Origin of the sequence: Comamonas sp. SY3 (assembly GCF_041730275.1) — a bacterium.
GTDB lineage: Bacteria > Pseudomonadota > Gammaproteobacteria > Burkholderiales > Burkholderiaceae_C > Comamonas > Comamonas sediminis.
In genome coordinates, this window is record NZ_JBGTYN010000006.1 from 67,293 (window position 1) to 87,649 (window position 20,357).

Annotated in this window: 22 protein-coding genes; 2 read left to right on the forward strand and 20 right to left on the reverse strand. The window is 63.3% G+C overall.

What is annotated here, in order from left to right; genetic code table 11:
• Positions 1-2: 2 nt before the first annotated feature.
• From ACCQ08_RS09965 to ACCQ08_RS10050, 18 genes are all read right to left on the reverse strand, one after another.
• Entirely contained in the window at positions 3-1,031 is a 1,029-nt protein-coding gene (locus tag ACCQ08_RS09965) for a virulence-associated protein (RefSeq protein ID WP_373449688.1), read from the reverse strand.
• A complete protein-coding gene (locus ACCQ08_RS09970) occupies positions 1,021-3,198 on the reverse strand; it encodes a DUF4815 domain-containing protein (protein ID WP_373449689.1) in 2,178 nt (725 codons plus the stop codon). The genes ACCQ08_RS09965 and ACCQ08_RS09970 overlap by 11 nt, the downstream gene beginning before the upstream one ends.
• Positions 3,199-3,214: 16 nt before the next feature.
• Positions 3,215-3,706, reverse strand: a complete 492-nt coding sequence (locus tag ACCQ08_RS09975) for a hypothetical protein (RefSeq protein WP_373449690.1) — start codon at positions 3,704-3,706, stop codon at positions 3,215-3,217.
• Complete coding sequence (locus ACCQ08_RS09980; protein WP_373449691.1) at positions 3,703-4,656, reverse strand: phage tail protein; 954 nt, start codon at positions 4,654-4,656, stop codon at positions 3,703-3,705. The genes ACCQ08_RS09975 and ACCQ08_RS09980 overlap by 4 nt, the downstream gene beginning before the upstream one ends.
• A 2-nt stretch (positions 4,657-4,658) precedes the next feature.
• Positions 4,659-5,510 (reverse strand): baseplate J/gp47 family protein, encoded by an 852-nt coding sequence (locus ACCQ08_RS09985; RefSeq protein WP_373449692.1) that lies wholly within the window; start codon positions 5,508-5,510, stop codon positions 4,659-4,661.
• On the reverse strand, positions 5,507-5,866 hold the full coding sequence (locus ACCQ08_RS09990; RefSeq protein WP_373449693.1) for a GPW/gp25 family protein: 360 nt from the start codon (positions 5,864-5,866) through the stop codon (positions 5,507-5,509). Before ACCQ08_RS09990 ends, ACCQ08_RS09985 begins: the two co-directional genes overlap by 4 nt.
• Positions 5,863-6,459 (reverse strand): phage baseplate assembly protein V, encoded by a 597-nt coding sequence (locus ACCQ08_RS09995; RefSeq protein WP_373449694.1) that lies wholly within the window; start codon positions 6,457-6,459, stop codon positions 5,863-5,865. The genes ACCQ08_RS09990 and ACCQ08_RS09995 overlap by 4 nt, the downstream gene beginning before the upstream one ends.
• 67 nt (positions 6,460-6,526) lie before the next feature.
• A complete protein-coding gene (locus ACCQ08_RS10000) occupies positions 6,527-7,159 on the reverse strand; it encodes a phage virion morphogenesis protein (RefSeq protein ID WP_373449695.1) in 633 nt (210 codons plus the stop codon).
• A 9-nt stretch (positions 7,160-7,168) separates the two neighbouring features.
• Positions 7,169-7,684 (reverse strand): phage tail protein, encoded by a 516-nt coding sequence (locus ACCQ08_RS10005; RefSeq protein WP_373449696.1) that lies wholly within the window; start codon positions 7,682-7,684, stop codon positions 7,169-7,171.
• Positions 7,650-8,246, reverse strand: coding sequence for a hypothetical protein (locus tag ACCQ08_RS10010; protein ID WP_373449697.1), 597 nt, complete (start codon positions 8,244-8,246; stop codon positions 7,650-7,652). Before ACCQ08_RS10010 ends, ACCQ08_RS10005 begins: the two co-directional genes overlap by 35 nt.
• Positions 8,243-8,794 carry a lysozyme gene (locus ACCQ08_RS10015; RefSeq protein WP_373449698.1) on the reverse strand — a complete coding sequence of 184 codons (552 nt, stop codon included), beginning with the start codon at positions 8,792-8,794 and terminating at the stop codon, positions 8,243-8,245. The genes ACCQ08_RS10010 and ACCQ08_RS10015 overlap by 4 nt, the downstream gene beginning before the upstream one ends.
• Entirely contained in the window at positions 8,787-9,167 is a 381-nt protein-coding gene (locus ACCQ08_RS10020; protein WP_373449699.1) for a hypothetical protein, read from the reverse strand. Before ACCQ08_RS10020 ends, ACCQ08_RS10015 begins: the two co-directional genes overlap by 8 nt.
• A complete protein-coding gene (locus ACCQ08_RS10025) occupies positions 9,164-9,832 on the reverse strand; it encodes a hypothetical protein (protein WP_373449700.1) in 669 nt (222 codons plus the stop codon). Before ACCQ08_RS10025 ends, ACCQ08_RS10020 begins: the two co-directional genes overlap by 4 nt.
• A gap of 7 nt (positions 9,833-9,839) precedes the next feature.
• Complete coding sequence (locus ACCQ08_RS10030; RefSeq protein ID WP_373449701.1) at positions 9,840-10,061, reverse strand: tail protein X; 222 nt, start codon at positions 10,059-10,061, stop codon at positions 9,840-9,842.
• Positions 10,058-10,546: a head completion/stabilization protein gene (locus ACCQ08_RS10035; RefSeq protein ID WP_373449702.1), complete on the reverse strand. Its 489-nt coding sequence runs from the start codon at positions 10,544-10,546 to the stop codon at positions 10,058-10,060. Before ACCQ08_RS10035 ends, ACCQ08_RS10030 begins: the two co-directional genes overlap by 4 nt.
• Positions 10,547-10,673: 127 nt before the next feature.
• Entirely contained in the window at positions 10,674-11,384 is a 711-nt protein-coding gene (gene gpM / locus ACCQ08_RS10040) for a phage terminase small subunit (protein ID WP_373449703.1), read from the reverse strand.
• 92 nt (positions 11,385-11,476) lie between these two features.
• Positions 11,477-12,508, reverse strand: coding sequence for a phage major capsid protein, P2 family (locus tag ACCQ08_RS10045; protein WP_373449704.1), 1,032 nt, complete (start codon positions 12,506-12,508; stop codon positions 11,477-11,479).
• A gap of 67 nt (positions 12,509-12,575) precedes the next feature.
• A complete protein-coding gene (locus ACCQ08_RS10050; protein WP_373449705.1) occupies positions 12,576-13,403 on the reverse strand; it encodes a GPO family capsid scaffolding protein in 828 nt (275 codons plus the stop codon).
• A 141-nt stretch (positions 13,404-13,544) separates the two neighbouring features.
• On the opposite strand from ACCQ08_RS10050, the gene ACCQ08_RS10055 reads away from it, so the two are divergent.
• Both ACCQ08_RS10055 and ACCQ08_RS10060 read left to right on the forward strand, forming a co-directional pair.
• Positions 13,545-15,533, forward strand: a complete 1,989-nt coding sequence (locus ACCQ08_RS10055) for a terminase large subunit domain-containing protein (protein ID WP_373449706.1) — start codon at positions 13,545-13,547, stop codon at positions 15,531-15,533.
• Positions 15,533-16,606, forward strand: a complete 1,074-nt coding sequence (locus tag ACCQ08_RS10060; protein ID WP_373449707.1) for a phage portal protein — start codon at positions 15,533-15,535, stop codon at positions 16,604-16,606. The genes ACCQ08_RS10055 and ACCQ08_RS10060 overlap by 1 nt, the downstream gene beginning before the upstream one ends.
• Before the next feature lie 454 nt (positions 16,607-17,060).
• Here the strand turns inward: ACCQ08_RS10060 and ACCQ08_RS10065 are convergent, their stop codons facing one another.
• On the reverse strand, positions 17,061-17,390 hold the full coding sequence (locus ACCQ08_RS10065; RefSeq protein WP_373449708.1) for a hypothetical protein: 330 nt from the start codon (positions 17,388-17,390) through the stop codon (positions 17,061-17,063).
• Positions 17,391-17,691: 301 nt separating this feature from the next.
• Positions 17,692-20,250, reverse strand: coding sequence for a TonB-dependent siderophore receptor (locus ACCQ08_RS10070; protein ID WP_373449709.1), 2,559 nt, complete (start codon positions 20,248-20,250; stop codon positions 17,692-17,694).
• Positions 20,251-20,357 lie beyond the last annotated feature (107 nt).

Genomic DNA, 20,357 nt, shown 5'->3' on the forward strand with positions numbered 1-20,357 from the left:
CCTTACAGAATCACCGCGCGCAGATCGCGCACCTTGGGCCGGGCATTGGTGTTGCCCGAGAGCCGCAGGCGCAGGCGCAATGCAGCGCCTGCCAGGCCGGTCTTTTTGTGGGTCAGCTCTACGTTGCCGGCCGTCTGCGCGCTGCTGCTGTCAAAGGGCACATCTACCCACGTTGCGCCGTTGTCGGTGCTGCATGCCACCTGCACAGCTGAACCAGCGGGCAAGCTGGCCTCAAAAATCGAGGTGATGGAATTGCCCCCTGCCAGCTGCACGGCTGGCGTGATGTAGGTCCCCTCATTGAGCAAGCTTCCCACCACCAGCACGGTGCCCTGCTCCAGCACCGGGGCCAGGCCATTGGCGGCGCGGCGCAAGGTGGCCTCCACCTGCACGGCGCCAGTGTGCGGCGCGGCCAGCTGGATGGGCTGGGCCACATCCACATCGTGGGTTGCCTTTAAGGCGCCTTGCTCGTCCAGCAGCTTGATCTGGTAGGTCACCCGGGCATCGGGCGCGGGCTGGATGGCGCCGGCGTTCACCGTCAGGTTGGTGGCGTTGACCACGGGCACCTGGCCCACCACAAAGGTCTGGGCCGTCTGCTTGTACTGCACGGCCAGCAGCTCAAAGCGCAAGAAGCGGTTCAGGTATTTGGTCACTACCCCCGATTCGTTGGTATGGGTGAGCGCGCCAATCTCTGCGGGCGGTTGCGTGACGTAGCCGCCCGCCTGGTTGACCTCACCCACCTGCGCCACATAGGGCGCGGTGTCGGTATCGGCGGCGCTGATGCTCAGCGCATAGGGCGCACCGGCCTGCAGCAGCACGGGCGTAGGCCAGGTGACAGTGGTGGCGCCGGCAGTGTTGATCTGCTCGGGCTCCAGCCGCACCGTGGCCAGCTCGTTCTTGGGCAGCCCCTTTTCGTCGGCCTGGCCGATGCTCACCAGGATGGCTTGGCCCTTCTTGGCAAAGAACAGGTTCGCGCCCGCCACCTGGCCGGTGGTGGGTGGGTTGATAGCTTGGGTCAGGACGTTATAGGACATAGTTCACCGTTTGGTCACCCACGCCGGCAGTGATGAAATTGCCGCGATACAGGTAAGAGACTTGCAGTTTCAAGGTGGCAGAGCCCGTGTAGCTGGCCTCGCCATAGCTTCCGTTGTCGCCCTCAATGCGCACGCGCTTGGTGCCCACCGTCACGCCCTTGGGCACTTTGAAGCTGCCCTGCACCACCCCTTGCGCATTGGCCGATGGCGTTTGGCCTTGGGCGTTCTTGAGCGCCACGGCCTGGCCGTCAAAGGTGGCCGACTTGACCGGCTCCAGCGGATCAAAGCCGTTGAGCGTCACACCCACATCGATTTCGCGCAGGTAGATATCGCTGGTGTCGATCAGGGACTTGTCAAAGGTCTTGTCAAATTCGGCCTGCACGCTGTTTTCCACCGTCTGGCCGGGGTTCCAGATCGGGTTGTAGTGGAACTGCACACCGATGGGATAGCGGCGCACGCCCGGCACTTCCCAGCGGTCAATGGGTGGCGCCAGGGTGACGGATGCAGGCAGCTGGCCCACGGCCGTGCTTGGGTTGATGGCCATGCTGCGGCTGTAGGCGGCTTGGCGCAGGCCCGCCACGATATCAAAGCCCATGGAATACGCTGTTTTGCCGTCGTCGAGCAAATGGGCGCCGAAGTCCTCATACAGCTGCAGCGCGCCGTCGAGAATCTGCGCGGTCTGCTCCAGCCCCTGGTCGCGCATGCTGTTATCGCGCATGGGGTCGGCAAAGTAGCCCTTTTTCAAACCGCTGTAACGCCCGTTCACATCGGTGGCTAGGCGCAGCTCGGCCAAGTCCAGCTCGATACCGTCCATGCGGTTGGAATAGTTGGCGATGGTCTGCATGGGCACCATACGCCAGCTGTCGAGAATCAGACGGCGCGTTTCCTGCATCCAGCTTTGGTAGATGGTGGCCAGCAGCAGCTGGCCGGCAGGCACATCAGGTGGCACCGGCTGCCAGGTTGCGGGTACGCCCTTGATGACGCTGTACACGCCCTGGTCATCCATCACCAAGCGGTCATAGCGGCGCATGGCAAACTCGTAATCCACGTAATGCACCGTGCCGTTGATCGGGTCGGCGATCTGGAATGTGGTCGGGGTTTGGTTCAGCACCGGCTCAATGCTGATGAATTCAAACTCCACCGTGTACAGATTGCCGGTCGCAGGCTCTGCGCCGCCTGGGCTCCAATCCACCTGGCCCGCAGTCAGCTTGTAATCGGTGTTGGGCACATAGGTGGTGCTGCCCAGCTTGACGCTGTTGATCTTGACCACGCTGTTTTCGTTCAGCTGGTCAGCGCCGCCCAGGATGGGGCCACGGTTCACCTGCTGGGTTTTCTTGCGCTGCACCCGTACAGTCGCAGGCTTCAACACCGGGAAGCGATCAAAGGCGATGGTCTGCAGCGCCTCGCCGCTGGCCGCGTGCGGCTCGCTCAGAATCTGCAAGGTGTTGGGCACCGCCGGATAAACCACGGTGCGGTCGTTGGGCCGGAACACCGCAATGCCACCCACATGCGCCTCGCCCGCTTTGACGGTGTAGATCTGGTTGCCCGCCAGGTCATCATCGTTCATGAACACGGCCAGGCCATCCACCACGTAATTGCCGCCGCCAGTGCTGGCAATGTCGTAATCCTTGATGGCCACCGTGATGGGGTTGTTCGTGCTGAGCGCCTCGCGGGGCTTAACCACGCCGTCCTCAATCGTCCACACGGGGAAGAAGTCCCCGGGCACGCCTTGGCTGCCCGCCAGCCCCCAGCGCGCCACCATGCGGGTGCGGTCAGCGCCGGGCTCGTTCTGCCCCTCGCCCTCCACCGCTGGGTTGTAAAGGCGCGGATCATCCACCGCCGTCACCGTGGTGGTTTCCAGGTAGATGCCCACGTATTGCACGCCCTGCACCGGCACCTGAATCTGCGCAGCGGCCACATCGTGGATGCGGCCAGCGATGTAGATGCTGCCCGCGTCCATGGTGGCCATGCCCGTGGCAGCGCTCATGGTGCAGCGGGCACCCTCTATGAGGTCGCCATCGCTGAAAATGCCGTCTGCGATCCGGCGCAGCGCGTGCTGCTGCATGGCCTGCTCGTCGTTCAGCTCGCGCGACTGCAGAATGCGGTCAGCGTGGTAGTCCACACTGACATAACCATCCTTGGCATCGAATTTGTTGTAAACCGTCATGTCTTTGGCCTTGTGCTTAGAGAGGCAGCACCGCTTCTTCGTAGGCCTTTTGGCCCTCGCGGGTGGATTTGCTGCGGTAGGTCAGGTGGTAGATAAAACCGGCGTCCTGCACCTGCTCAGGCTTCAAGTAGCGCTGGCCCGCAGGCACGCCAGCCTTGGCCACGGTGCCAAAGAACAGGCCGCATTCGCGGATCTCTTCGTTTAAGGCGTCATCGGTGGAAAACTCGGCGCGCAGGTACAGGTAAGGCGTGGGGTCGGCGCTGAATTTGTAGAACTGCTTGTCGTCCATCTCCACATCAAAATCTGCCTCGGTGGCTGGCACCACATAGCGCACGGTGGTGGCCAGGCGGCGGCCCACTTCGGCCAGCAGGGTGGTGCGGTTGCTGGGCACGGCGGGCGGCGCAGGCCAGGCGCCGTCACCCCGGCCCCATGCGAAATGCGCGGGCATGGCGGCCAGGGATTTGGCCAGGGCAATGCGGCCGGCTTCTTGCAGGACTGCTGCTGTCATGGTGTTGTTTCCTCGGTGTATTTGGTTGCGATTTCAGACTCTTGCCAGGCGCGGCCGTCCCACGCGCCCGTCCAGGTGCGCGCGCGGATCGTGCGGGGCACCACGGCGCAGTAGGTATCAGCCCGCATCTGTGCCGGCTGGGCGTTGCGAGCAGCTGCGGTGATGGCGTATGCCTTGCCGTAGGCGGTTTGTGCGAGCAGCCGGACATAGGCCGGCGTGGTGGGCGCCTCCACCTGGGTGGGCAGCAGGCGTGGCGCCTTGCGCAGACGCCGGTCGAGATGCCAGGAGTCCAGGCGCAACGCATCCCTGCGGCGTGTGGTCAGGCTCCAGCCGATGGTGGATAGTGCGCGCACCTTGGCGTTGCCTGGGCGCTGGGCCACTGCGCTAAAAAATTGCCCCTGGCTGCCCAGGATGATTTCGCCGCCCACATCGATGGGCACGCCGCTATCGGTGTCGAGCATGCCGCTGTCCAGGCGCGGGCGGTTGTCCAGCCGGATGCGGCGCAGGTCATAGCGGTGGAACAGGCGGTAAAACTTCACATGCAGCGGGATGCTGGCCCGCACCATGTAGGCGATGTGCTGCATGTCGGCAATGGAGACTTCGCGGCCCGGGCTGATGTGCAGGCGCGCGCCGTCTTCTTCGATCCGCACGCCGGCGTAACCCAGCCAGCCCATGGCCCGCTTGACGGCTGCCGCGCTGCCGCGCTCGCGCAACCATGGCAGGCCCTTTGCCAGCAGCTCGCGCGGGTCGGCAAAGTAGCGGTCAAACTGGCTAAGCTGCCATTGAGCCGCTACCCATGGCAGCAGCACATCAGGATCGGCGACGGGCTCGGCCTGGTCGGCCAGGCTTTCCCAGCCGGCTGGAAAGTTGCCGTCAACAGCCCGCTCCAGCAAGCTGGCATTGGGAGGCAGCACACTGCGGTGCCGCTGGGAGACTTTAGGGCCTGCCATGGCTATGCCACTCCCATATCCACCAGCAGCACTTGGCCCAGGGCCGGATAGTTGCCCACTGGGATTGCGGTCACTTCGGCAGGTGCGGTGCTGTCTGGGTATTCCACCCGGGCCACGCCTTCCACATGCAGCAGCGTGGTGATGTAGCTGCGCGCCACTGTGGCGCCCAGGTCGGCCATGCTGGCAAAGGCATCCTGCAGCCGGTTCTGCAGCAGCTGCTGCAGGTTGGCAGGCGCGTTGCGGGTGCGGTAGATGTTGGCGGTGATGTTGACGGCCTTTGGCTGGGCCACAACCACCGTGATGGGCACACCCAGCATGCGCCCGGCGTCGCCGTTCAGCACGGCAGAGACTGCCGCCAGCGTTGCAGGGGCCTGGGCCTTTTCTTGGCACCACAGCTGCAGCAGCACCTTGCCGGCCAGCGGGCTGGTGGCCATGGCCGCGCGCACGTTCAGGCTGGCGGTCATCGCTTGATACTCGTAGTACTCCCGCGTGCCCTGGCTGGCCAGCGCCGCAATGCGCAGCTGCACACGGGTGCGCAGCCGGGTGTCTGCCTCGCCCTCCATGCGCGTGACGCCCACCATGGCCGCAAGGTGGTCAAGGTCGGCACCCCTGGCAAAGGCCAGCAGATGGGCGCGGGCGGCATCGTTGACGCGCGCACGGTATGCCATTTCGCGCATGGCAAAGGATTCCAGCAGCTTGGTGAGCGGCTCGCTCTCCAGGGCCAGCACATCGTCCACGGCAGGCAAGTGTGGACGCAGCAGGTCGGCCAGGTCGGCTTTGCTGGTGGCCAGAATCGTTTCGTAGTTAAGGGCCTCGACTACAGCGGGCGCGGGCAGCGTTGTCAGGTCGATCATGCAGAAGCCCCCCACGCAATCGGCACCGACAGGCGCAGCGGCTGGCTTACGCCAAATTCGCTTTTGTAGGTACCAAAAATATGATACTCGGCATAGCCGGGGCGGCTAGGGTCGCGCAGGCTTTTGATCTGCTTGATCTCAAGGCGCGGCTCCCAGCGCATCAGCGCCGATTGGATGGCCGAGAAAACGCGGGTCTGCGCAAGCAGGTTGTCAGGCTGGTCGACCAGCGCCTGCAGCAGGCTGCCATAGTCGCGGCGCATCACGCGGCTGCCAATGGGCGTGGTCAAGATGTCCATCACCGATTGGCGCAGGTGGCTGATGGCATCCAGGCGGGTGCCGGTCTGGGCGTTCATCATGCTGGCACCGGCCCTTCGGTCAATGCTTGACCCTTTTGGACGCCCTTGTGCGGGTGGCTCACCAGGCTGATGCCCTGGGCGATCACATCGACGTTGGCCGTGATCTGGCCCGGGCCAATCGTGAGCGTGGCGCCACCGGCCTGCAGGGTGATGCTGTCTCGCTCCATCGTGATGCTGCAGCCCTCTGCCACTTCCAAGCGCACGCGCTTTTCCAGGTGCAGCCGGTGTTCGCCCTTGGCGGTTTCGCTGTAGTCGTCTTTGCTGAACTGGGTGCGGCAGGTGTCTGCCTGCTTGCTGGGGGCGGCCATGCGATCGCTGTACACGCCCACTAGCACGCAGCCCTGGCCCAGGTCGCCGCCCGTGGCCAGCACCATGCATTGCTCTCCCTTGACGGGCGGCCACCACTGGCTGCCCTTCTCGCCTGCAGCGCGGCCCGTAAACCATGGCAGCCAATCGGTTTCGTTGTCGCCGGTCTTGACGCGGCAGCGCGCGGCGGCCAGGTCAACAGCCGCAACCGTGCCCATGCGGACCACGTTGGCCAGTTGGCGCGATAGCTCTAGCGGGTTGGTTTCTGGGCTGGTGTTTGGGGGCATGCGGCCAGTGTCGGCCACGCGCGCGCGCAGGGCCAGCACCGGGCGCTGTGGCTACGGCTCTGACACTTTATGACGCTATATGCTCCAGTATGGTTTCCCGAATTAGCTCTGCATCGCTTTTGCTGATGCCCAAGAGCGGGCGGGCTGGATAGTCGTAATCTGGCCCACCTAGCGAAACCTTGTCTCTCTGCCCCCAATGGTGCACAGCAGCTATTCGTGCAGCCCGGTTAGAGAACTCCACCACCGCAGAAGATGGAGTTGCTCGGGCGCGCAAATGTCTTGCGGAGGCTAGACCTTGCATCATGCTTTGCGCCTTTTTTGCACGCGCCCGTATGCTGCCAGCACTATGGCGGGGCTTGACCTTCCCGATCACACGATCCCCAATCATCGTGCGAACCCCCCCGGCCTCCTTATCGTATCCAATGATCTTGCCGCCACTGCGCCTGTAGCTGCTCATCTCCAGCTCACGAACGCTGCCGTCTTTCTTCCGGTAAACATACCGAATGATGGGAGCTGCCTTGCGTTGGCGCTTTCGGCCTTCCCATTTCTCGCCATCAGGGCCGCGCTGGCTTCTCATGCGGCGAATGTTTTTTAGCCGTTCATCACGAGCGATCTGCAGGGTCAACCTACGGCGGCCCGCTGGCCCCAGCTTACGCAAGCAGCCTTCGGCCCAGCTCTCTATTTGTTCAAATTCAGCCATGGGGTGCAACTACAGAGCGAATCGCGCTTCTTCGGGCGGGGTTGGTATGTCCCATTCGGCCAGCATCTGGTCTTTCAGCCACAACTCCCAATGCTCGGGCTGGCGGTTAGTGCCGATTACCTGTGGCTCTGCGGGATGGTCGCAAGTCAAGCGCGTCGGGTGACTGGGGTCAGCGGTGACTATCACACGCTCAGTGACAGGCACGCGAATGCCTATATCGGCAGCGGCTGTGTTGAGCAATTCCACCTGAAACTCCAGGCCCGCATCCTGCGACGCAGGATTGAGAAGCAGCTCTGGCTGATTCACCCGCAGCCAGGCGATGAGCGGCACAAACAGCGCATCGGTGTGGCCGGTGAAGTCCAACACCGTCACATCGATGGTGTAGGTGTATTCAAACGACAGGCTCTTACCCATAGTCGTGACAGCTTTTCCTGAACTGGCCAGGATCACGAGGTTTTCAGGGTTGGCCTTGAGGTCAGGCACTGCGGCCTCAATGAGATTGCGCAGGCTTTGCAGCTTCCACATGCTGGGCACCTTTCCAGATGGTGTTTTTCCAATCGTCCAGCGCCTGCTTGGCCGCGTTGTACTGGTCTATGCAGCTGTTCAGCTCGCGGGTGGCGTCTTCGGCGTCGGCGGTGATGGCTGCAATATCGGCTGCATCCTCTGCCAGTAGTTCGGCTCGCGCTTCTTGAGGCCCAGCGCCGGCATGCTGGGCGGCTCGCTCAGCAGGTACTGCGGGGGCGGTGCAGCTGGTGGTGCGGACTGACAGCCGCTGACTGCCAGCACGCAAAGCGCGGTCGCGCTCTGCTTCAATAGTTTTTGCATGGTCTTTGCTCTCCTGTAATTCACGGGCAAGGGTCGCGGCTTGGTCGCGCAGCTGGTTGTCTGCGGTGCGGCTGGCCTCGCCCTGGCGGGCGGCCTCGGTGCGCTCAGCCGCTTGGCTCTTGGCATCGTCCTGCTGGGCGATCAGGTCGCGTGCTGCATAGCCCTTGCGGTATGTCCAGCCGTAGCCGACCCACAGTGCCGCAAGCAGCGCGGCGCAGACGATGACGGTGAGCCAGTCGATGACGCCGGTTTGCTTTTTCATGGCTTGAGGTCTTTCAGGCACATGGCCATTTCTCGATCACGGCGCAAGGCCAGGCCGCGCAGCTTGCGCCCCTTGGCCGATGCCCAGGCGGGCAGCTGGCGGCAGGCCGCCGCCACATCGCCGCCGCGCAGCAGGCGCAGCATGGTGCTGTGGTTGCCGTTTTTCAGGTACACAAAGCCGTCCTTTACGCCTGGCGCGCCGGGGCCGGTGTTGTAGATGAACGAGAGGAAGGCGGCCACGCTGTGGTTTGGCATGGCATCGCGCACATCGGCGGGCACCCAGCGCTCAAATATCTGCCAGGCCTCCTGTATGCCCTGCAGGGTGAGTGCATCGCATTCGGCGTTTGTGGCCACATCGCCCAGCTTTACGCCGCGCGTCCAGCCCTCGCAAATGGTGGGGATGGCCACCGGGTCGAGATAGGCAGGCAGCACCCGGCCCTCGTCTACCGGCAAGGTGGTGAGCAGGATGGCTGCAACGGCGCCCGCCACTGCGGTGGCGCCCTTGGCAATGATGGTGCCCTTGGGCACGTATGGCAGGGGTCTAGTCATCGGCCAACCCTCCGAAGTCGGTAACTGGCAGATCGGTCTGCTTGCTGCGCGTGGGCGGCGGGCTGACGATCACGGATGCGTCAGGGCTGGGCACGCCGTTGATCTTCTTGTTGTAGAACTGGATCTGCAGCTTGTGAATTTCCTCGGCGCGGCGGTTCGCTTCGGCGGCTTGCTTGCGGTCATCCTCGCGCCGGCGCTTGAGGAAGTAGTACTGCACGGCCAGGCCCGCGATACCGATGAACGCGCCGATGATCCCAAACACCCATTCGCTGCTCAGCAGTCCCCAGCCCACCAGCGCGCCGCCGCTGGTCAATGCAGTTTTGCCACCAGCCGATGCAATGGCCGCATCGCGTGCGGCTTCTTCGATGTTCATTTTTTGGGCCCCTTCCAGCTCCATGCCGTCCATGTGCAGGTGGCAAAACGGTCGATGGTGTTGGCGTTCAGAACTTCAAACCCGTAGTTCTCGGTCTTGGTGCCGCCCCACAGCTTGCTGGTGCGCACCAGCTGCCAGACGCCACCGGCGCAGGCCACGCGGATGCCCATCACCTGGCGGCCGATATCGGGGTTGCCCCATTCGCCGTCCAGCACCGGCAACCCGTTGCGATAGGCGATGTTCTCCAGGGGCATGCCCCACTTCTTGGCCAGCCAGCCGCAGCGGTTGCGGATGCCGTTGAAATTCCAGCGCGGCAGAAAGCTGCGGGGGCTGTACGGGGGCCAGTAGCTCACATGCTGGCCATCGTCGTGCACCACATCTTCATTGGGCGCTGGCATGCGCACATGCCGCCCATCAATCAGCGCCCAGTCGGAGCGGTCGCCGTTGATGCTGATGTTGTTGTCGTACCAGCGCAGCCAGCGCGGCAGCTGCTCTGCCTTGCGTGGCAGCAGTGCGGCGATGAACAGCCAGACGATGGGGGCGGTCAGGCCCAGCCAAAAGCGGAACATTGCAGGCTTGCGCGCGCTTTGCAGGCTGGCCAGCGCCTGCGCGTGCAGCTCAGCGGGCACGCCGGCCTCGGTCAAATAGGTTTGCAGCTTGTTCATCGTGTTGTCAGTCCCAAAGGTTGATGCGGTCTTGCACGGGCTGCGGGGCCTTGACCAGGCGCACGGGCATGCCCATGGGGATATCCATGGCCACCTTGGCCAGGCCCGGGTTTGCGGCAAGCGTGGCCTCTACGTGGCCCGCTGTGCTGCCCAGGTGACGATTCACCAGCGCATCGAGCACATCGTTTTGCAGCGCCCGCACGGTGATTGTGTTTTGCGTGCCGGTCATAGCAGCTCTGCAATCACGCGGGGCAGGCCCTGCAGGTCGGCGATGGCATGGCGCGTGCGGGTGTCGAGGCTGTCTTGCCGGATCTCCAGCGCGCTGCGCACCCGGCTTTCTTTGCCCGCGCCATCTGGCAGCGTGTCAATGTCGCGGTAGGCGCTGGCCAGCTGCGACTGCACATGCGATTGAATCGCCCGCAGGTAGTGCTTGAGCTTCACGCTCTGGCCGCCCAGCCGGGTGGCGGGCACATCGGCCAGGCTGGCATAGCCCAGCGCTACCTGCGCGGCCTGCCAGTCGGCCAGCTCTCTGTTGACACTGAGCATGGCTTCTTCCACGGCAAGCAGCAGGCGGGGCGGCGTCACGGTGCCATCGAGCCGGGCGTCTTCGCGCAGCTTCTCGCAGTTCACATCGGGCCACCAGCCGTCATTGGCCACCGATGGCTCGGCGCCCTTGATAGGCGGGTTGGCGACAGCGACAAAGGGCGAATTCACGGCGTCAGGCTTTCAGGGTGTTAGGTGTGGCGGTGGCCCAGGGCGTCAGGCGTCGGCAAATCAATGCTGCCTTTGCCCTGGGGCCGCCACGGCTCGCGGGGTGCGACTGGTGCGGCGATTGGGGGCGCTACTTTTTGTTAAGGCGCGCTTCCAATCGCTCAATGTCTTTTTTGACGCCTGCGCGCGCTGGATCAAGCTCCATAGCGCGCTGCAGGTACGGCAGGGCTGCGCTGCAGACTTGCAAGGTGCGGCCCTTGGCATCCATCGCAATGTCCTGGCTGTTGGTCTTGCCCAGCAGCGCCCAGCCTGCGGCCTTGTACAGCTTGGCCTTGATCTGGTCATGCATATCGGCCTCGGCGGTCAACTCCAGCACGCGCTGGGTGACTGCGATGGCGTCTTGATCTTTCAAGCGGCCAACCAGAACGGCGTCGGCGATTTCCTCGGCGACCACGCTGGGCATGTCGCGGTTGTAGTTGTCGGGCGGCTTGATGCCGCTGGCCAAGGCGTATTCGGCCAAAGGCATGGCGCGCACGTAGTCGCCGGCATCAATGGCCCAGATCAGGATGGTGGCCACCACTTCGTCTTGCGTACCTGGCTTGGTGTCAAACACGCCGGCCAGGTATGCATCGTATTCGGGCAGCATGGCGCGCTTGGCTTCGGCCTTGCGCTCGTTGGCCTTGATATCTTTCAGCGCGATGCGATGCTGGTGCAGCTGGGCAAGCTGCAGCTCGTAGGCGGTGCCGATGGTTTGGCCATGGGCGTCGGCGGCACTGCCAGCGCTGGCCGCCAGGGCAGCCATGGTGCGCATGTAGTGCGCTTGGGCTGGTGTCTGTCGCATGTGGATGTTCCCCGCTTGGTGTTGGTGGGCACCGGCCCGCTAAAGAGCGGCCTATTTTTTTAGCTGCCCATGGCAGGCCGGTGCGCTTGGGCTTAGGCCAGTTCGATGTTTTCGACCAAGCAGGCCTTCTCCAGGTTCTCGATCACGAATGCGTCGTTGGACGATTCAAACGTGGCGATGCGGTCTTTTTCCGGCTGGTCTTTGACCATGCGCCGGCGCGCGCTGGCCTGGTAGTAGATGGACAGGTTGTCCAGGCTGGTGATCAGCACGGCCTTGGGCGGGAAGTAAGGCACGGTGACAGCCTGCAGGCCGCCCAGGCGCTTTTGACTGACCACCAGGCTGCCGGCCAGCATCTCGGTGGGGGCGTTCTGGCCGTCCACGATGGGGAACAGCTTGTCATGCATCAGGTCGCGGCCCACGATGGCCACCAGATCGGCGTTTTCCGAGAACATGGCAGAAATCAGCGCGTGGCGGGCGTCATACACCAGGCCGTCCAGGCTTGCATAGTCGGCGTCGGCCAGCTTCACGCCTGCGGCATCGACACCCACCTTGACCTTGCCCGCCGTCTTGCCTTGCTGCATCACGCCTTGTGGGCGGTTCTCGCGCAGGTCTTGCAGCCAGCCCTTGTTAACGTCCTGCAGCAACGGGTTGGCCACTCGGTTGGTGGTCGCCGCCGCGCTGGTGCCGTTGAAGCCGATCATGATGCGGTCGAGCGCGCATTGCTGGATGATGGCGCCCGAAAGCAGCTTTTGGAAGTTCGGGAACTTGGCCCACATATCCAGCTTGGCGTAGCGGATAGCGGTGTCGTAGTTGGTCTGCACAGCCACGTACTTGTGGCTGTTCATGTCCGAGACATCGGTGGGCTTGCGCTCTTCGTCGCCGCTGGTGTCGGTGCGGCTGGCAATGGGGCCATTCACACCCAGGCCCAGGCGTTCGCCCATCATTTGATCCACCGGGGCGATGTTGATCTTGCCCAGGAACGAGCTGGATTCTTGAATGCGTTGCTCCAAGGTTTGCTGCACGCTGGGCGCGATGGCGAACTTGACGGCGGCGTCTGCCACGTTGGACAGACGGGCTTGCTGCGCCACGTAGGCGGTGTACTTCAGGCGGGTATCGTTGCGCATGGTTGCGTCCCTATAAAAACTGGTGTCGGTTGTTGGTGAGAGCGGCTATTGAGCGGCTGTAACTTGCTTAGCAGTCAGCCAGCTCCGAGGCATCCTTGCCGGTGGCAGGTGGGCGCTGTCCGCTGTGGTTCTCGGTGCCTTCGAGCTTGGCTTTCAGGGCATCGAAGTTTTGCTGCAGAGTGGCAAATGCATCGCCCTGCTTGTTGAACTTCTCCAGCAGCGCTGCATGTTCCTTGGCCTGGTTCTGCATAGCGTCTTGAGCTGCGCCCAGTGCTGCAATGGTGTTGGTGGCAAAGGTGGTGTCGCCCGCTGGTGGCTTGGCGGCCATCATTCCTTTGAAGCCGTCAACCAAGTCGTTGAACTTCTGCAGCATGGCGCTGGCGATGCCTTCGGCGTCACCTTCCAGGCCCAGATCGGTTTCGAGGGCTGCCGTGAACAGTGTGGATGGGTTGGTTTTGCGCTTGGCGAATGGGTTGGCATCGGGGTGTGCAGCAGAAAATGCAAGCACCTCAGTCCCCAGGCTTGCGGGGCTGTCCGTAACAGCCAGTCCGACCATGTAAGCCTGGCCGGATTTCGCAAAGTCGGGGTCGATTTCGATGCTGGTGAAGATCTTTTGCTTGGCTTTGTTCATGGCCACCAGTGCGGGCAGCGCCTCAACCTGGGCAAACAGCTCCATCTTTCCCTCGGCATTGGCCACGGCCTTGAGCGCAGTCACATCGCCCAGCGCCGCAAAGGCGCTGTCGGCCATCACGCCGCGAATGTGTTCCAGCCAGACGCGGGCCTGGTATTTGCCGGTGTTGTAGTTGGCGGCAGCCTGTTCGATCCAGCTGCGCTGGATGGTGCGGCCATCGGTGGTAGCGCCTTCAGTGGCAACTCGAAAGAATTTGCTTGGCATGGTGCGGCTCGGTTAAGCGGTTGTTGATCTATCGCTATGTTCCGCGCACCCTGTTTTTGTAGCAATCACCGCGCGCTGTGGCTGCGTTTCGGACAATTTGCACTTGTCGATTTCCGCGCGCGCGCGGCAGACACTGGCGGAATGAAAGTAGCACCGCAAAAGCCGCCAGCCAGCCCAGCGCCCACCGGCACCGCCGACAGTGGCGCGCCGGCGCGCGCCGTCAAACGCCTTGCCAAGTCGCGCAGCAAATGCGGGCCGCACATCACCACAGTGACGCCCGAGCAGGCGTTTACCGCTGCTGTTCTCAAAGAGATATCGCCCGAGGGGAAGGGTCTGCCCTTCGCGCTTGACGGCTTGCCCGCTGGCGAGTGCAGCGCCGTCACCGATGGCGGTGCCGGCCAGCGGCGCCAGGCCCGTGACCTGTATTGGCAGGGCTGGAAGCTGACCCACATCGCAGAAAAGCTGGGTGTAGCGCGCGCCACGCTGCACGGCTGGCACAAGGCCGAGCGCTGGGCAGAGGCCAGCCCCACGCAGCGCGCCGAGGGCGTGACGGAGACGCGCTACGCGCAGCTGGTTGCCAAAGAAGGCAAGACCGGTAGCGATTACAAGGAAATTGACCTACTCGGGCGGCAAATGGAGCGCTTCGCGCGCATCAGCAACTACCGCCAGTCGGGCCGCGAGCGCGATCTAAACCCGAATATTCTGTCGCGCAATGCCGCGCCCAAGGCCCAGCCCACCAAGAACTTCCTGACGCAGGAGCAGATCGAGCAGCTGCACGATGCATTCATTGAATCGTGCTTCAAGTACCAGCTCACCTGGTGGCAGAACAGCCACCAGCGCACACGCCAGATTCTCAAAAGCCGCCAGATCGGCGCCACCTGGTACTTTGCCCGCGAAGCGCTGATTGATGCGCTGGAGACGGGCCGCAATCAGATTTTCTTGTCTGCCAGCAAGGCCCAGGCGCACATCTTCAAGCAGTACATCCAGGCGTTTGTCTTTGAGGTCTGCCAAGTCGAGCTCAAGGGTGATCCGATCATTCTTGGCAACGGTGCCACGCTGTATTTCCTGGGCAGCAATGCGCGCACCGCCCAGGGCTACCACGGCAACTTCTACTTCGATGAGTATTTTTGGACTACCGACTTTGAGCGCCTGAACAAGGTGGCCAGCGGCATGGCCATGCACAAGAAGTGGCGCAAAACCTACTTCAGCACACCATCGAGCATTCAGCACGCGGCCTATGACCTGTGGAGCGCGAAGAAGTTTGCGCGCAAGTTCAAGACCGATATCGACATTACTCACGGCAAGCTGGCAGGGGGCTTCACGGGAGAAGACAAGGTTTGGCGCCACATCGTCAACATCTTGGACGCCGAGGCCGGGGGCTGCGATCTTTTCGACCTGGACGAACTGCGGCTGGAGTACTCCGACCCCGAGTTTGAAAACCTGCTGATGTGCGGCTTTGTGGATGACTCGTTTAGCGTGTTCCCGCTGGCGAATTTGCAGCCTTGCTTCGTTGATAGCTGGGAGGTGTGGAAAGACTTCAAGCCGTTCACGCAGCGGCCCTTTGGCTGGCAGCCGGTATGGGTGGGCTATGACCCCAGCCTGAACGGCGACAGCGCGGGCCTGGTGGTGGTAGCCCCGCCCGAGACACCAGGCGGCCCGTTGCGCGTGCTGCACACCCGCCAACTGCGCGGCCTGGACTTTGAAGCGCAGGCGGCCGAGATCAAAAAGGTCTGCGACACCTATAACGTGCAGCAGCTCACGATTGACCAGACCAGCATCGGCAACGCCGTCTACCAGCTGGTGGTGAAGTTCTTCCCGGCTGCGCGAGGCATCAACTACAGCGTGGAAAGCAAAACCATGCTGGTGATGAAAGCCCTGCAGGTCATCAAGTCCAAGCGCCTGCAATGGGATGCCGGCGTGCACCGTGAGCTGGCGGCCTCATTCATGGCCATCAAACGCGAGATGACGGCCAGCGGTCGCAGCGTGACTTACGCGGCGGGCCGCAGCAAAGACACCGGCCACGCCGATCTGGCATGGGCGTGCATGAACGCGCTCAGCAACGAAGCGCTGGAAGTGGGCACCGGCCTGGCCACGCCGCAAACGCAATCCTTTATCGAGGTCTATCCCTAATGAGAAAACGCAAACCCGCGCAGCATCAGCGCACGCCGGCAGTGGCCGCCATTTCTCCCGCGCCAGTCACCCAATCAGGCCAGCAGTCCAACGTGGAGGTGTTCAGCTTTGGCGATCCCGAGCCGGTGATAGGCGGCATCAGCGCGCTGATGGAGTATGCCGAGTGTGTGCAAAACGGCGATTGGTACGAGCCACCCGTCAGCCTGGCCGCCCTGGCCCGCCTGCTGCGCGTGGGCGCGCACCATGAATCTGCCCTGCGCTGCAAGGTCAACATCCTGGCCAGCACATTCATTCCCACCCAGTGGCTCAGCGCCGCCGACTTCAAGGCCATGGCGTTTAACTTCTGCGTGCTGGGCAACGGCTATCTGGAGTGGCGAGAAAACCAGCTGGGTGACAAACTGGTACTGCGCCACGCCCTGGCCAAATACATGCGGGTGGGCATCGAGCCTGGACGGTTCTTTTTCGTGACGGATCTGCAGTCGCCGCACGAATTCAAAGCCGGGTCTATCCTGCACCTGCGCGAGCCCGATCTGCATCAGGAAATTTACGGCGTTCCGGGCTACCTGGGCGCCATGCAGTCCGCCCAGCTCAACGAAAGCGCAACCCTGTTCCGCCGCCGCTACTACAACAACGGATCGCACGCCGGCTTCATCCTGTACGCGACTGACCCGGCCCAAAGCCAGGGGGACATTGACGCCCTGCGCAAGCAGCTGACCCAGACGAAGAACGGCGGCAACTTCCGCAACGTGTTCTTCTATGCGCCAGGCGGCAAGAAAGACGGCCTGCAGCTGATCCCCATCAGCGAGGTGGCCGCCAAAGATGACTTCTTGAACATCAAGAACAGCAGCCGCGACGATGTGCTGGCCGCGCACCGGGTGCCGCCGCAGCTGATCGGCATGCTGCCAAACAACACGGGCGGCTTCGGCGATGTGGAAAAAGCTGCAACGGTTTTTGCGCGCAATGAGATCACCACCCTGCAGAGCGACATAGCCGGGTCGATCAACGAGCAGGCCGGCAGGGAGGTGGTGCGCTTCAAGCCTTACAAGCTGGACGAGAGCCAGGCCGCCCAGTAGTTCCAGCCCGACCCGCCACCCAGCACAGCGCAGCGCCCAGCACCAGGCCGCGCCCAGGCCCGGCACCAGGAGCCACAGCCCGGCCCGCACGCCCAGCCCGCCCCCACGCCCCAGCACCACAGGCCCGCCACAGCGCGGGCCTTTGCATGGGCGCCCCACCCCTTGCCCCAGCGCACGCAGCCCCACAGCGGCCCGCAGGCGCAGCCCCTGGCCCACGCACGGCCCCCCAGGGGCACCCCCGCCCCCGGCCGCCCTGCCCGCCCACCCCCTGCATACCCCCGCTGCGCGCGGTCGAGACCCCGCCGCGCCCGCTTGCTTAATAGGTCGCAATCGTCGGCACCGCCGACCATGCCGCTTTCCAGCACTGGCGGGGCCTGGCGGGGCATTTTTACCCCCGGTTTAAGTGTCGGGAAACGTCGGGTTTCGTAATGTGGGAACAACGGCGCCGCGCCGACTAGAAAGGTATCTCTTTTTCCAGCGATGCAAGCAGGTCAGCGGGTATGCCGGTCGAGGATTTCAAGCCATGCGTCGGCGGTGCTTCGGGTGGCTCAGTCTGCGAAATAGACGGTAGGTGGTTCATCAGCGCGTTGCCGGTCGAGCTTGTCCGGTACCGCTCCCACATCTCTTCTTCTGTCTCCGGCACCGACAGCTCAACAAGCGAACCAGGTATGCATATCGCTTCTGGGTGTTCGTCTTTGATGTGTTCTTCAGTGCAGCGGAATCGGGTTGTCTTCCACTTCCCAAAGACCTGGATCTTCCAAAAGTACTGTTTCTCAAGCTTCATGATGGCCTCCTGTAACACTGTTTATTTATACAGTATTTTCGAAGTCCCCGAAGTGCGCACTAACAGCTATTCACTGCTTGCGGCCGGTGATTTGAAGTGATCCAAAAGACAGTTTTCCGCCAAAAATCAAGCACTGGCGAGCCTCTCAATCGTTGGCCTATACCTAGGCCTATAGAGTTCCAAAACCCCCTGCAATCCGCATGCCTATTGGCTCTATGGCTCCCTGAGCTTCCGCCAGAACAGCAAAAGCACCCCACCGAGGGTGCTTTTTCGTTAGCGGCTCCAGCCACTCCCGCCCAAATCACCAGTTGTGCGTATAGCTCGCCGTCAAGGTCGCACCGGCTGCCGGCAGGCGGCTGTCGTTCTTGCCGCTGCGCATCAGCTGGCTGTAGAGCGGCAGGTAGTAGCGGTTGAAGAGGTTCTGCACCCCGATGGTCAGCTGGTTCTTGTTGTCGAACTGGTAGCGGCCCACCACATCGACGCTGTAGTAGCTTTTGACATCGGCCCGGGCGAACTGGGTCTTGCCATCGGCCAGGCGGTAGTCGCGTGCGCCAAACCAGTTGAACTGGGTGCGCAGGCTCCAGCGGCCGCTGGGGTTGTACTGCACATAGCCGGTGATCTTCAGCGGCGGGATGCGGTAGCCTGTCATGCGCTGATCGCTGCTGGCGCCTGGGGGCGTCTCGCGGCCCTGCATCCAGGTGACGGTGCCGCCGGTGGACCAATGGTCGGCATAGTGGTCTGCGGTCAGCTCGACACCGCGAATGCGTTCGCGCGTGCGCGTCAGGTGCAGGCCGTTGTTGAAGGACTGCACGGCGCCCAGGTCCGAGCGCGAATGGAACAGCGCCAATGTTGCCATGGAGTCGCCGAAGCTGCCGCGCCAGCCGATTTCATAGTTGTCGGTCTTGACCGGTTCCAGCTCGGAGGCATTGATATCGAACTTGGCCCCGGCATTGCGCAGCTGCAGGCCCACATCGGGCAGGTCAAAGCCCTGGCTGAACGAGGTGTAGAACTCGTGGTTCTTCCAGGGTTTGAAGGCCAGACCGAGGTTGTAGAGCACCGCGTCGTAGGAGACCTTGCCGCCCGCCACCGTGGCCGGGTTGGGCAGGCGCGACTGCGACAGTGGCTGAAAATCGTCAAAACTGGCCTGCGATTTCTCATAGCGCAAGCCGCCTTCGGCGGACCACTGGTCGCTGAACTTGTGCTGCAGCTGACCAAAGGCGCCCGCGCTTTTGACGGTGACCCAGGGCATGTAGATGCGCTGACCGGTGGGCTGGAACACCAGACCGCCACTGGCGTCATAGACAGCGGCGTCAAACGTATCGAGCGGCATGTTGCTGCGCTCCTGGATGTAGTCCGCGCCCCAGACCAGCTTGGTGGTCTTGTCTTCGCCGATCGGCGTGGTGATGGTCAGGCGGCTGCCGAACACCTTGTTGTTCTGCATCACCTGGTCGACAAAATTGCCCCGGTTGCTATTGCTGCGGGCATCGAAGGGCGCAAAGCGCACGTAGTTGTCACGGCCATAGACCATCGCACTCAGGGAGCTGCCCCCCAGGTCCTTGTGTTCGTAGCTGGCGCTCAGCAAGGTGTTTTCCACCTGGTTCTGGTCCGCCAGTTTCAGCACCCGGATGGCGCGGGCCGCCACCGAACCCAATGGCGCCTGGTTGACGCTGGGGTCGTTGGCATAGTCCGACTTCTGGTGCGCACGCAGGTGGCTGGCCGCCAGCTGGATGCGCTGGTCCCCATCGATGCGAAAGCCGATCTTGCCGCCCAGGCTATAAGTGTTCGAGTCGAACAGATCGCCCTGGCTGGCATCCGGCGCGATACGGTCGCCGTGGCCGTCAAAGGCACCACCGATGCGGCGTGCCGAGATATCGACCTCGTAATCGACAACATCGCCGGCCCCCGACAGATAGTGCTGCACCTGGCCGCCCAGGCCGTCACCACTCAGGCGCGAGAGCGAACTGTCAAAACCCACCGTGGTACGCGCCACCGGCTTGCCCCCCACCGGGCGGGTGGTGACCGATATCACGCCCCCTGTCGCACCGCTGCCATAGATGGCATTGCTGCCGCGCAACACCTCGACCCGCTCGATGCGGCTCATCTCCACATTGACCAGGTTGCGCGCCGTGTCGCGGTTGGTGTTGAGCGGGATGCCATCGACCAGCACCAGCACATTTCTGCCGCGCAGGGTCATGCCGAAATCACTCAGATTGCGGCTGGAGTCCGCCATGCCCGGCACGCTCTTGGCCAGCAGGCTGTTCAGGTTGGCCGAGGTGGCGCGCAGGTCGTCCAGCTCCTCCCCTTCGATCACCGTGACCTGGCGGGTCGGCTGCATCAGCGAGCTGTCGGAGCGCTGGTCGGTCACCACCACGACGGGCAGCTGGTGGCTGGCCTCAGCGGCTGCAGCTACGGCGCCGGCTGGCGCAACAACCTCCGCTGCCGGTGCAGTGCCTGCCACTGGAGGCTGAGGGGCCGCTGGCATGCGGACCTGCAGCGCCCCACCGGTCAGCGTCTGCACCTGCAGCGCCGATCCCTCCAGCGCCTTGCGCACCGCCTGCTCCGCCGTCCAACTGCCCTGGATAGCGGCACTGCGCTGGCCTTGCAGTACGGCGGGGTCGGCAACGATGCTGCGCCCGGTCTGCTGGCCAATGCGGGTCAGCGTATCGGCCAGGCTGCCCGCCGGAATGTCGAGCTGCACCGCAGCGGCCTGGGGTGCATCGTCCGCCCGGCTGGTGGCAGGCGCCAGCGTGCAGGCCAGCACGGCAGCCAGGGCCAGCGCATGGAGGGGCGAGTGTGCGGCGCAGCTGCGCACGGTCAATGGGGCGCCGTCATGGCGGCGCTGGAGAGGGGAAGTCGTCACGGCAGAAGTTCCTTTTCGCTGGGTACTGTTTAACCAGTGCGCCGAGACTAAAAAACCCCTCATCTATTTGCACCAGGCACCGCATCGGGGTTGGCCGCGATCTGCGC

Excerpts from the sequence above, each read along its gene's own strand:
- ACCQ08_RS10050 (WP_373449705.1), bottom strand. The coding sequence starts at position 13,403 with ATGCCAAGCAAATTCTTTCGAGTTGCCACTGAAGGCGCTACCACCGAT.
- gpM (WP_373449703.1), bottom strand. The coding sequence starts at position 11,384 with ATGCGACAGACACCAGCCCAAGCGCACTACATGCGCACCATGGCTGCC.
- ACCQ08_RS09980 (WP_373449691.1), bottom strand. The coding sequence starts at position 4,656 with ATGGCAGGCCCTAAAGTCTCCCAGCGGCACCGCAGTGTGCTGCCTCCC.
- ACCQ08_RS10055 (WP_373449706.1), top strand. The coding sequence starts at position 13,545 with ATGAAAGTAGCACCGCAAAAGCCGCCAGCCAGCCCAGCGCCCACCGGC.
- ACCQ08_RS09970 (WP_373449689.1), bottom strand. The coding sequence starts at position 3,198 with ATGACGGTTTACAACAAATTCGATGCCAAGGATGGTTATGTCAGTGTG.
- ACCQ08_RS10025 (WP_373449700.1), bottom strand. The coding sequence starts at position 9,832 with ATGAACAAGCTGCAAACCTATTTGACCGAGGCCGGCGTGCCCGCTGAG.
- ACCQ08_RS10030 (WP_373449701.1), bottom strand. The coding sequence starts at position 10,061 with ATGACCGGCACGCAAAACACAATCACCGTGCGGGCGCTGCAAAACGAT.
- ACCQ08_RS09990 (WP_373449693.1), bottom strand. The coding sequence starts at position 5,866 with ATGATGAACGCCCAGACCGGCACCCGCCTGGATGCCATCAGCCACCTG.
- ACCQ08_RS09965 (WP_373449688.1), bottom strand. The coding sequence starts at position 1,031 with ATGTCCTATAACGTCCTGACCCAAGCTATCAACCCACCCACCACCGGC.
- ACCQ08_RS10000 (WP_373449695.1), bottom strand. The coding sequence starts at position 7,159 with ATGGCTGAATTTGAACAAATAGAGAGCTGGGCCGAAGGCTGCTTGCGT.
- ACCQ08_RS10045 (WP_373449704.1), bottom strand. The coding sequence starts at position 12,508 with ATGCGCAACGATACCCGCCTGAAGTACACCGCCTACGTGGCGCAGCAA.
- ACCQ08_RS10005 (WP_373449696.1), bottom strand. The coding sequence starts at position 7,684 with ATGTGGAAGCTGCAAAGCCTGCGCAATCTCATTGAGGCCGCAGTGCCT.
- ACCQ08_RS10010 (WP_373449697.1), bottom strand. The coding sequence starts at position 8,246 with ATGAAAAAGCAAACCGGCGTCATCGACTGGCTCACCGTCATCGTCTGC.
- ACCQ08_RS10015 (WP_373449698.1), bottom strand. The coding sequence starts at position 8,794 with ATGACTAGACCCCTGCCATACGTGCCCAAGGGCACCATCATTGCCAAG.
- ACCQ08_RS10020 (WP_373449699.1), bottom strand. The coding sequence starts at position 9,167 with ATGAACATCGAAGAAGCCGCACGCGATGCGGCCATTGCATCGGCTGGT.
- ACCQ08_RS09995 (WP_373449694.1), bottom strand. The coding sequence starts at position 6,459 with ATGCCCCCAAACACCAGCCCAGAAACCAACCCGCTAGAGCTATCGCGC.
- ACCQ08_RS09985 (WP_373449692.1), bottom strand. The coding sequence starts at position 5,510 with ATGATCGACCTGACAACGCTGCCCGCGCCCGCTGTAGTCGAGGCCCTT.
- ACCQ08_RS09975 (WP_373449690.1), bottom strand. The coding sequence starts at position 3,706 with ATGACAGCAGCAGTCCTGCAAGAAGCCGGCCGCATTGCCCTGGCCAAA.
- ACCQ08_RS10060 (WP_373449707.1), top strand. The coding sequence starts at position 15,533 with ATGAGAAAACGCAAACCCGCGCAGCATCAGCGCACGCCGGCAGTGGCC.
- ACCQ08_RS10065 (WP_373449708.1), bottom strand. The coding sequence starts at position 17,390 with ATGAAGCTTGAGAAACAGTACTTTTGGAAGATCCAGGTCTTTGGGAAG.